Annotated in this window: 14 protein-coding genes; all 14 read left to right on the top strand. The window is 64.4% G+C overall.

Annotated features, from left to right (window positions below; genetic code table 11):
* Nucleotides 1-791 (top strand): ABC transporter ATP-binding protein (locus tag AC1D0P_RS15510; RefSeq protein ID WP_477677562.1); only part of this gene is annotated, 791 nt, incomplete at its 5' end.
* Nucleotides 788-1,543, top strand: a complete 756-nt coding sequence (locus AC1D0P_RS15505) for an ABC transporter permease (RefSeq protein ID WP_477677561.1) — start codon at nucleotides 788-790, stop codon at nucleotides 1,541-1,543. The genes AC1D0P_RS15510 and AC1D0P_RS15505, both read left to right, overlap by 4 nt.
* A 13-nt stretch (nucleotides 1,544-1,556) precedes the next feature.
* Entirely contained in the window at nucleotides 1,557-1,808 is a 252-nt protein-coding gene (locus AC1D0P_RS15500; RefSeq protein ID WP_477677560.1) for a BolA family protein, read from the top strand.
* 6 nt (nucleotides 1,809-1,814) lie between these two features.
* Nucleotides 1,815-3,095, top strand: coding sequence for a UDP-N-acetylglucosamine 1-carboxyvinyltransferase (gene murA, locus AC1D0P_RS15495; RefSeq protein WP_477677559.1), 1,281 nt, complete (start codon nucleotides 1,815-1,817; stop codon nucleotides 3,093-3,095).
* On the top strand, nucleotides 3,092-3,742 hold the full coding sequence (gene hisG, locus AC1D0P_RS15490; protein WP_477677558.1) for an ATP phosphoribosyltransferase: 651 nt from the start codon (nucleotides 3,092-3,094) through the stop codon (nucleotides 3,740-3,742). Before murA ends, hisG begins: the two co-directional genes overlap by 4 nt.
* Before the next feature lie 3 nt (nucleotides 3,743-3,745).
* Entirely contained in the window at nucleotides 3,746-5,062 is a 1,317-nt protein-coding gene (gene hisD / locus AC1D0P_RS15485; RefSeq protein WP_477677557.1) for a histidinol dehydrogenase, read from the top strand.
* A gap of 54 nt (nucleotides 5,063-5,116) precedes the next feature.
* Nucleotides 5,117-5,350, top strand: a complete 234-nt coding sequence (locus AC1D0P_RS15480; RefSeq protein WP_436157475.1) for a CopG family transcriptional regulator — start codon at nucleotides 5,117-5,119, stop codon at nucleotides 5,348-5,350.
* Nucleotides 5,347-5,805, top strand: a complete 459-nt coding sequence (locus AC1D0P_RS15475) for a PIN domain-containing protein (RefSeq protein WP_477677556.1) — start codon at nucleotides 5,347-5,349, stop codon at nucleotides 5,803-5,805. Before AC1D0P_RS15480 ends, AC1D0P_RS15475 begins: the two co-directional genes overlap by 4 nt.
* Complete coding sequence (gene hisC, locus AC1D0P_RS15470; RefSeq protein ID WP_477677555.1) at nucleotides 5,802-6,896, top strand: histidinol-phosphate transaminase; 1,095 nt, start codon at nucleotides 5,802-5,804, stop codon at nucleotides 6,894-6,896. The genes AC1D0P_RS15475 and hisC overlap by 4 nt, the downstream gene beginning before the upstream one ends.
* Nucleotides 6,893-7,519, top strand: a complete 627-nt coding sequence (gene hisB / locus AC1D0P_RS15465) for an imidazoleglycerol-phosphate dehydratase HisB (RefSeq protein WP_477677554.1) — start codon at nucleotides 6,893-6,895, stop codon at nucleotides 7,517-7,519. Before hisC ends, hisB begins: the two co-directional genes overlap by 4 nt.
* 110 nt (nucleotides 7,520-7,629) lie before the next feature.
* Nucleotides 7,630-8,316, top strand: coding sequence for an imidazole glycerol phosphate synthase subunit HisH (hisH, locus tag AC1D0P_RS15460; RefSeq protein WP_477677553.1), 687 nt, complete (start codon nucleotides 7,630-7,632; stop codon nucleotides 8,314-8,316).
* Between the two features lie 100 nt (nucleotides 8,317-8,416).
* The gene (hisA, locus tag AC1D0P_RS15455; protein WP_477677552.1) at nucleotides 8,417-9,157 is read left to right on the top strand and encodes a 1-(5-phosphoribosyl)-5-[(5-phosphoribosylamino)methylideneamino]imidazole-4-carboxamide isomerase; all 741 of its coding nucleotides are present in this window, start codon (nucleotides 8,417-8,419) and stop codon (nucleotides 9,155-9,157) included.
* Between the two features lie 47 nt (nucleotides 9,158-9,204).
* A complete protein-coding gene (gene hisF / locus AC1D0P_RS15450; protein WP_477677551.1) occupies nucleotides 9,205-10,008 on the top strand; it encodes an imidazole glycerol phosphate synthase subunit HisF in 804 nt (267 codons plus the stop codon).
* Nucleotides 10,009-10,154: 146 nt separating this feature from the next.
* A partial coding sequence (locus AC1D0P_RS15445; protein ID WP_477677563.1) for a phosphoribosyl-AMP cyclohydrolase occupies nucleotides 10,155-10,296 on the top strand: 142 nt, incomplete at its 3' end.

The following is a 10,296-nucleotide window of genomic DNA, read 5'->3' as shown; positions in this document are numbered from 1 at the left end:
GCCTGTCGCGCGCCAGCGGCGGCAGCGTCAAAGTACACGGCCGCGACGTGCTGACCGACTATGCCAACGCCAGGCGCAAGCTCGGCGTGGTGCCGCAAGAACTGGTGTTCGACCCCTTCTTCTCGGTGCGCGAGGCGCTACGCATCCAGTCCGGCTATTTCGGCATCAAGCACAACGACGACTGGATCGACGAGCTGCTGGTCAGCCTGGGCCTGGCCGACAAGGCCAATGCCAATATGCGCCAGCTCTCGGGCGGCATGAAGCGCCGGGTGCTGGTGGCGCAGGCGCTGGTGCACAAACCGCAGGTCATCGTGCTCGATGAGCCCACCGCCGGCGTCGACGTCGAACTGCGCCAGACTCTGTGGCAGTTCATCGCCAAACTCAACAAGCAGGGCAGCACCGTGCTGCTGACCACGCATTACCTCGAAGAGGCCGAGGCCTTGTGCAGCCGTATCGCCATGCTCAAGCAGGGGCGGGTGGTGGCGCTGGCGCAGACCTCCGAACTGCTCAAGGCGGCGTCTTCCAATGTGCTGCGCTTCAAGATCGACAGCGAACTGCCCACGCATCTCGCTGTGCAGGCTCGCATCACCGGCCGTATCGTGCAATTCCCGGCGCACAACGCGAACGAAATTGAACAATACCTCGCGGCCATCCGCGAGGCGGGACTGGTGGCCGAAGACGTTGAAATCCGCAAAGCCGACCTCGAAGACGTGTTCCTCGACGTCATGAACAAGAAGCCCGCTGGCGATGGTGCTGCCGTGGCGGTAGACCTCGCGAAAGTAGCAACATGACCGGCTGGCAAACCCTGCTCTACAAGGAAACCCTGCGCTTCTGGAAGGTCGGTTTCCAGACGGTGGGCGCGCCGGTGCTGACCGCCGTGCTCTACATGCTGATCTTCGGCCACGTGCTGCAAGACCAGGTCAAGGTTTACAACCAGGTCAGCTACACCGCCTTCCTGGTGCCCGGCCTGGTGATGATGAGCGTGCTGCAGAACGCCTTCGCCAACAGCTCTTCCTCGCTGATCCAGAGCAAGATCATGGGCAGCCTGGTGTTTGTGCTGCTCACGCCGCTGTCGCACTGGCACTGGTTTTTCGCCTATGTGGGCTCCTCGGTCGCGCGCGGCCTGCTGGTGGGCATGGGCGTGTTCGCCGTCACCGTGTTTTTCGGCCAGCCGGCTTTTGTAGCGCCGCTGTGGATCGTGCTGTTCGCGGTGCTGGGCGCCGCCATGCTGGGCGCGCTGGGCGTGATCGCCGGCCTGTGGTCCGAGAAGTTCGACCAGATGGCGGCCTTCCAGAACTTCGTCATCATGCCGATGACCTTCCTGAGCGGTGTGTTTTACTCGATCCACTCGCTGCCGCCTTTCTGGCAGAAGGTCAGCCACCTGAACCCCTTCTTCTACATGATCGACGGTTTCCGCTACGGCTTTTTCGGCGTCAGCGACGTCTCGCCGTGGCTGAGCCTGGGCATCGTGGCGACGGCCCTGCTGGCTGTCAGCGCCATCGCCGTCAACCTGCTGCGGACCGGCTACAAAATACGGCACTGACTGAGCACAAAACATGACCAGCGAAGAACTCCAATCCATCATCGCCGCGGGCCTGCCCTGCGAGCACCTCGAGCTGTCGGGCGACGGCCGCCACTGGTATGCCACCGTGGTCTCCAGCGCCTTTGAAGGCCAGCGCCTGATCCAGCGCCACCAGAAGGTCTACGCCACACTGGGCGGCCGCATGCAGACCGACGAAGTGCATGCGCTGTCGATGAAAACCTACACGCCGGCCGAATGGGCCAATAACAACAGCAACGCGAACTGAACAAACATGGACAAACTACTCATCAAGGGCGGCAAGCCGCTGGCAGGCACGGTCGAAATTTCAGGCGCCAAGAATGCCGCGCTGCCCGAGCTCTGCGCCGCGCTGCTGACGGCCGACGACGTCACGCTGCGCAACGTGCCGCGCCTGCAGGACGTGGCCACCATGCTCAAGCTGGTCCGCAACATGGGTGTCGAGGCCGAACGCGGCGACGACGGCACGGTGCGCATCAACGCCGGCAAGCTCAGTTCGCCCGAGGCGCCCTACGAACTGGTCAAGACCATGCGCGCCTCCGTGCTGGCCCTGGGCCCGCTGCTGGCGCGCTTCGGCGAAGCCACGGTCTCGCTCCCGGGCGGCTGCGCCATCGGCTCGCGCCCGGTGGACCAGCACATCAAGGGTTTGCAGGCCATGGGCGCCGAGATCGCCGTGGAGCACGGCTACATGCTGGCCAAGCTGCCGGCCGGCCCGAATGGCGAAAGAGGGCGCCTGAAGGGCACCAGCATCACCACCGACATGGTGACCGTCACCGGGACCGAAAACTTCCTGATGGCCGCCAGCCTGGCCGAGGGTGAGACCATCCTGGAAAACGCGGCCCAGGAGCCGGAAATCGGCGACCTGGCCGAAATGCTCATCAAGATGGGCGCGAAGATCGAGGGCCACGGCACGCGCCGCATCCGCATCCAGGGCGTGGAGCGCCTGTACGGCTGCACCCACCAGGTAGTAGCCGACCGCATCGAGACCGGCACTTTTCTGTGCGCCGTGGCAGCCGCCGGCGGCGACGTCGTGCTCAAGCACGGCCGCGCCGACCACCTCGACGCCGTGATCGACAAGCTGCGCGAAGCCGGTGCCATCGTGACGGCGGGCGAGGGTTTTATCCGCATCCAGGCCAGCGGCCGCATGAAGGCGCAATCCTTCCGCACCACCGAGTACCCCGGCTTCCCCACCGACATGCAGGCCCAGTTCATGGCGCTTAATGCCATCGCGCTGGGCAGCAGCACGGTGACCGAGACGATCTTCGAGAACCGCTTCATGCACGTCAACGAGATGGTGCGCCTGGGCGCCAAAATCCAGATCGAAGGCAAGGTCGCGGTGATGGAGGGCGTCGAAAAGCTGTCCGGCGCCACCGTCATGGCCACCGACCTGCGCGCCTCCGCCAGCCTGGTGATCGCCGGCCTGGTGGCCGAAGGCGAAACCCTGGTGGACCGCATCTACCACCTGGACCGCGGCTACGACCAGATGGAAGCGAAATTGCGCGGCATCGGCGCAGACATAGAACGGGTCAAAGCATGATCACCTTAGCGCTCTCCAAGGGCCGCATCTTCGACGACATCCTGCCGTTGCTCAAAAGCGCCGGCATCGAGGTGCTGGACGATCCCGAAAAATCCCGCAAGCTGATCCTGGACACCAACCAGCCCGGCGTGCGCGTGGTGCTGGTGCGCGCCACCGACGTGCCCACCTATGTGCAGTACGGCGGCGCCGACATCGGCGTGGTCGGCAAGGACACCCTGCTCGAGTCCGGCAGCCAGGGCCTGTACCAGCCGCTTGATTTGCAGATCGCCAAATGCCGCATCAGCGTGGCCGTGCGCGAGGGGTTTGACTACGCCGCCGCCGTGCGCCAGGGTTCGCGCCTGAAAGTTGCCACCAAATACGTGGCGATCGCGCGCGACTTCTTCGCCACCAAGGGCGTGCACGTCGACCTGATCAAGCTCTACGGCAGCATGGAACTCGCGCCGCTCACGGGCCTGGCCGACGCCATCGTCGATCTGGTCTCCACCGGCAGCACGCTCAAGGCCAACCACCTGGTAGAAGTGGAGCGCATCATGGACATCAGCTCGCACCTGGTGGTGAACCAGACCGCGCTCAAGCTCAAGCAGGCGCCGATACGCCAGCTCATAGACGCCCTTTCGGCCGCCACGGCCTCCTCGCGAAAATCCTGACCCATGAAGCCGACCGCCGCACCCGCCCGCCTGTCCACTGTTTCCGCCAACTTTGAGGCCGAATTCGAGGCGCGCCTGCATTGGTCCGCCGACACCGACGCCGCCATCGAGCAGCGCGTGGCCGACATCCTGGCCGACGTGCAGCAGCGTGGCGATGCGGCGGTGCTGGAATACACCGCGCGCTTTGACGGCCTGGAGGCGGCCGTCATGGGCCAGCTGGAACTCACGCAGGCCGAGCTGAAGGCCGCATTCGATGCGATTCCCGCCGCCCAGCGCGATGCGCTCGAAGCCGCCGCGCGCCGTGTGCGCAGCTACCACGAGGCCCAAAAGAAGGCCAGTGGCGAAAGCTGGAGCTACCGCGACGAAGACGGCACCCTGCTGGGCCAGAAGGTCACGCCGCTGGACCGCGTCGGCATCTATGTGCCCGGCGGCAAGGCGGCTTACCCTTCGTCGGTGCTGATGAACGCCATCCCCGCCCACGTGGCCGGCGTCGGCGAGATCATCATGGTCGTGCCCACGCCCAAAGGCGAGAAAAACGCGCTGGTGCTGGCCGCCGCCTACGTGGCCGGCGTGACTCGCGCTTTCACCATTGGCGGCGCCCAGGCCGTGGCCGCGCTGGCCTACGGCACGCAGACCGTGCCCAAGGTCGACAAGATCACCGGCCCCGGCAATGCCTACGTCGCCAGCGCCAAGAAGCGCGTCTTCGGCACGGTGGGCATAGACATGATCGCCGGCCCCTCGGAAATCCTGGTGCTGGCCGACGGCAGCACGCCGGCCGATTGGGTCGCCATGGACTTGTTCAGCCAGGCCGAACATGACGAGCTCGCCCAAAGCATCCTGCTGTGCCCCGACGCCGCCTATATCGACGCCGTGCAGGCCGCCATAGATCGCCTGCTGCCCGAAATGCCGCGCGCCGAGATCATCGCCAAGTCCCTGAGCGGGCGCGGCGCGCTGATCCACACGCGCAGCATGGAAGAGGCCTGCGCGATCAGCAACCGCATCGCACCCGAACACCTGGAAGTCTCCAGCCGCGACCCGCACAAGTGGGAGCCGCTGCTCAAGCACGCCGGCGCCATCTTCCTGGGCGCCTACACCAGCGAATCGCTGGGCGACTATTGCGCAGGCCCCAACCACGTGCTGCCCACCAGCGGCACGGCGCGTTTCAGCTCGCCGCTGGGCGTGTACGACTTCCAGAAGCGTTCCAGTCTGATCGAGGTCAGCGAAGCCGGCGCCCAGGTGCTAGGCAAGATCGCCGCCGAATTGGCCTACGGCGAAGGCCTGCAGGCGCATGCGCGGGCGGCCGAGATGCGGCTGAAATAAGGCTTTAAATTACACGAAATTCGTGCAACACGAAATTCGTGTAAACTTCAGGCCATGAAGAACGTCACCATCACCGTCGACGATGCCGCCCTGGAGTGGGCACGCATCGAGGCGGCGCGGCGCAATACCAGCGTTTCGCGCCTGGTGGGCGAGATGCTGGCCGAGAAGATGCAGCGGACCGACGCCTACCAGCGCGCCATGCACGACTGGCAAAACAAGGACCGGCTGTGGGTGTCCGACGGCCAGCCCTATCCCAGACGTGTCGACCTGGATGAGGCCGGCGCATGAGCGAGGCTTCGAACAACGTTTTTGTCGACGCCAGCATCCTGGTCTACAGCGAAGACGGCGCCGACCCGGCCCGGCAACAAGCCGCGCTGGCCTGGCTGACCGTGCTGTGGCGACGCGGGCTGGGCCGCACCAGTACGCAGGTGCTCAACGAGTTTTACCTGCTGGCCACGCGCAAGATCCAGCCACCCATGCCCGCGGGCGATGCGCGCGCTGAAGTGCGCCGCTATGCGCTCTGGCAGCCCTGGTTAACCGACCACGCCACCGTTGAATCTGCCTGGGCGGTGGAGAGCCGCTACGGCCTGGATTACCGGGACAGCCTGGTCGTCGCGGCGGCCCAGCATCTGGGTTGCCGCTACCTGCTCAGCGAAAACCTGGCCCATGAGCAGCACTACGGCGGTGTCCAGGTGATCAATCCTTTTAAAACCGGCGTTGAACTGTTGGAGCCCCTTGCATGACCCTGCCTGCCCCTCTGTTGGATAACAAGCTCAAAAAACTGATACGCCAGGACGTGCAGTCCATGCACGCCTACGCCATCCAGGACTCTGCCGGCATGGTCAAGCTTGACGCCATGGAAAATCCGCATCGCTTGCCCATGGCGCTGCAGGCCAGGCTGGGCCAGCGCCTGGGCGCGTTGGCGCTGAACCGCTAYCCCGACGGCCGGGTCAACGACCTTCGCAAGGCACTGGCCGACTACGCGTGTATGCCCGAGGGCTTCGACATCATGCTGGGCAACGGCTCGGACGAACTGATCTCGCTGCTGGCTATGGCCTGCGACGTGGAAGGCGGCTCCATACTGGCGCCCCTGCCGGGCTTTGTGATGTACGCCATGAGCGCCCAGCTGCAGGGCCTGAAATTCATCGGCGTGCCGCTGACGGCCGACTTTGAGCTGGACGAAGCCGCCATGCTGGCCGCCATCCAGGAGCACCAGCCCTCCATCATCTACCTGGCCTATCCGAACAACCCCACGGCCAACCTGTGGGACGACGCGGTGATCGAGAAGATCGTCGAAGCCGCGCCGGGGCTGGTCGTGATGGACGAGGCCTACCAGCCGTTCTCGAGCAAAAGCTACATCGACCGCATTGCCAGGCACGGCCACGTGCTGCTGATGCGCACCCTGAGCAAGTTCGGGCTGGCCGGCGTGCGCATCGGTTACATGATGGGCCCCAAGGCCCTGATTGCCGAGGTCGACAAGGTGCGCCCGCCCTACAACATCAGCGTGCTGAATTACGAATGCGCGCTGTTCGCGCTGGAGCACCAGGCCGAATTCGCCGCCCAAGCCGAGGCGCTGGTGGCCCAGCGTGCCGTGCTGATGGACGCGCTGGCCGGCATGGCTGCCAAGGGCGTCAAAGCCTGGAAAAGCGACGCCAACATGATCCTGGTGCGGGTGCCCGATGCGGCCAGGGCCTTCGAAGGCATGAAATCGCACAAGGTGCTGGTTAAAAACGTTTCTAAAATGCATCCATTGCTGGCCAATTGTTTGCGCCTGACGGTCGGCACCGCGGACGAGAACGCGCAAATGCTGGCGGCGCTTGAAAAATCCCTATGACTACCCCCACACCTGTTTCCACCGTTCCCCTGGCACCCAGGACGGCCGAAGTTTCGCGCAACACGGCGGAGACCCAGATCACCGTCAAGCTCAACCTGGACGGCACCGGCAAGGCCAGCCTGTCCACGGGCATAGGCTTTTTCGACCACATGCTGGACCAGATCGCCCGCCACGGGCTGATCGACCTGGACATCCAGGCCAAGGGCGACCTGCACATCGACGGCCACCACACGGTGGAAGACGTGGGCATCACGCTGGGCCAGGCCGTGGCCAAGGCCGTGGGCGACAAGAAAGGCCTGCGCCGTTACGGCCACGCCTATGTGCCGCTCGATGAGGCGCTGTCGCGGGTGGTGGTCGATTTTTCGGGCCGCCCGGGCCTGGAGATGCACGTGCCCTTCAAGAGCGGCATGATCGGCACCTTCGACAGCCAGCTGGCCTACGAGTTCTTCCAGGGTTTTGTGAACCATGCCTTCGTGACCTTGCACATCGACAACCTCAAGGGTGAAAACGCCCACCACCAGGCCGAGACCGTGTTCAAGGCCTTTGCCCGCGCGCTGCGCATGGCGCTGGAGATAGACCCGCGCGCGGCCGGTGTGATCCCTTCGACCAAGGGCTCGCTTTAAGCTTCTTCCCAAAGCCGCCGCGCCGAAACCCACCTTTGTTTTTGGCATCGCCCCCTGACAATGGGCGCCGGCAGCCCTTAAATTCACAGCCAACCCTTCTTGAACCCCTGATGGCAAAACCCAAAACAGTGGCCGTGGTCGACTACGGCATGGGCAACCTGCACTCTGTCTCGCAGGCCGTGCGCCATGTGGCGGCGGGCAGCGGCTTTGAGGTGCTGGTCACCTCCAAAGCCGAAGACGTCATGAACGCCGAGCGCATTGTGCTGCCCGGCCAGGGCGCCATTGCCGACTGCATGCGTGAGCTCGCCGATTCCGGCATGCTGGAGTCGGTGCTGCACGCGGCGGCCCACAAACCGCTGTTCGGCGTCTGTGTGGGCATGCAAATGCTGCTGAGCCACAGCGACGAAGGCCAGCCCGGCGACGGCGGTGCCGGCACCCCCGGCCTGGGGCTGATTCCCGGCCAGGTCGTCAAGTTCGAACTGGCGGGCAGGGCACAGCCTGACGGGAGCCGCTACAAGGTACCCCAGATGGGCTGGAACCAGGTTTACCAAAATGGTGCGGGCACGGCACCCCACCCGGTCTGGGCCGGCGTGCCCGACGGCGCCTACTTTTACTTCGTGCACAGCTTTTATGCCCGCCCGTCGGATGCGCGCCACATCGCCGGCGAGGCCGATTACGGCGCGCGCTTCGCGGCGGCGATTGCACGCGATAATATTTTTGCCACCCAGTTCCACCCCGAGAAAAGCGCCGACCACGGGCTGGCCCTGTACCGCAATTTCCTGCACTGGAACCCGTAGCCACTCACAGCCGCCTTGGGTCAGACCCGGTATCGGGGCTTCCCGCTTTTTGTTACCCTGAGCACCCGTTTTCTTTTTTTACCGTCTTTTTTACCGCCACATGCTACTCATCCCCGCGATTGACCTGAAAGACGGTCACTGCGTCCGCCTCAAACAGGGCGACATGGATCAATCCACCATCTTCAGCGAAGACCCGGCCGCCATGGCGCGCAGCTGGGTCGACAAGGGCGCGCGGCGCCTGCACCTGGTGGACCTGAACGGCGCCTTCGCGGGCAAGCCCAAGAACGAGGCGGCCATCAAGCAGATCCTGGCCGAGGTGGGCAGCGAAATCGACGTGCAGCTGGGTGGCGGCATCCGCGACCTGGACACCATCGAGCGCTACCTCGACGCCGGCCTGCGCTACGTCATCATCGGCACGGCCGCCGTCAAGAACCCAGGTTTCCTGCAGGATGCTTGCACCGCCTTCGGCGGCCACATCATCGTCGGCCTGGACGCCAAGGACGGCAAGGTCGCTACCGACGGCTGGAGCAAGATGACCGGCCATGAAGTCATAGACCTGGGCAAAAAATTCCAGGACTACGGCGTCGAATCCATCATCTACACCGACATCGGCCGCGACGGCATGCTGACCGGCATCAACATCGATGCCACCGTCAAGCTGGCCCAGGCGCTGACGATTCCGGTGATCGCCTCCGGCGGCCTTTCGAACATGGCCGACATCGAGAAGCTTTGCGAAGTCGAGGACGAGGGTGTGGAAGGCGTGATCTGCGGGCGCTCGATTTATAGCGGTGATCTTGATTTCGAAAAAGCGCAGGCTAGGGCAGATGAATTGAATGGCTAGGAGTGTCTACAGACATCCCCAAGCACCGCCAGACGCACTGAACCCAAATGCTCGCTAAAAGAATCATCCCTTGCCTCGACGTCACCGGCGGTCGCGTCGTGAAGGGCGTCAATTTCACCCAGTTGCGTGACGCGGGCGATCCGGTGGAAATCGCCGCGCGCTACAACGAGCAGGGCGCCGACGAGTTGACCTTTCTCGACATCACGGCCACCAGCGACGGGCGCGACCTGATTTTGCCCATCATCGAGGCCGTGGCCTCGCAGGTCTTCATTCCCCTGACGGTGGGCGGCGGTGTGCGCACCGTCGAAGACGTGCGCCGCCTGCTCAATTCCGGGGCCGACAAGACCAGCTTCAACTCGGCCGCCATCGCCAATCCGCAGGTGATCGCCGACGCGTCGGCCAAGTACGGCTCGCAATGCATCGTGGTGGCGATTGATGCCAAGCGCCGCAATGCGGAAGACGAAAAACGCCTGACCCCCGCCGGCGAACCCGTGGGCCCGGGCTGGGACGTCTACAGCCATGGCGGGCGCAAAAACACCGGCCTGGACGCCGTGGCTTGGGCCACCGACATGGCACGGCGCGGCGCCGGTGAGATTTTGCTGACCAGCATGGACCGCGACGGCACCAAGTCGGGCTTCGACCTGGCCCTGACCCGCGCGGTGAGCGATGCCGTCAGCGTGCCGGTGATCGCCTCGGGCGGCGTCGGCAACCTGGAACACTTGGCCGACGGCGTGCAGACGGGCGGCGCCGATGCAGTGCTGGCCGCCAGCATTTTTCATTACGGCGAATACACGGTGCAGCAGGCGAAGCAGCATATGGCTGAACGGGGTATCCCCGTGAGGATGACGTAACCCCCGTCGAATAGGCGCAACCCCCGTCRGACGCTCACTGCGTGTAGCGCCTTCCCCCCTGCCGGGGCGATATCTGCGGTCCGGCAAAGCCGGTCCCGCGATATCCTTGCTTTAGTGTCTCCTTCCAAATCCGTGACAATTGCCTCATGACCCAAAATTGGCTTGACGACATCAGCTGGGACGACAAGGGTTTGATCCCGGTCATTGCACAGGAAGCCTCCAGCGGCGATGTGCTCATGTTCGCCTGGATGAACCGCGAGGCCTTGCAAAAAACCGCCGAGCTGGGCC

This window comes from Polaromonas sp. P1_G2, assembly GCF_056405515.1.
This window is presented reverse-complemented; position numbering and strand designations above follow the sequence as displayed.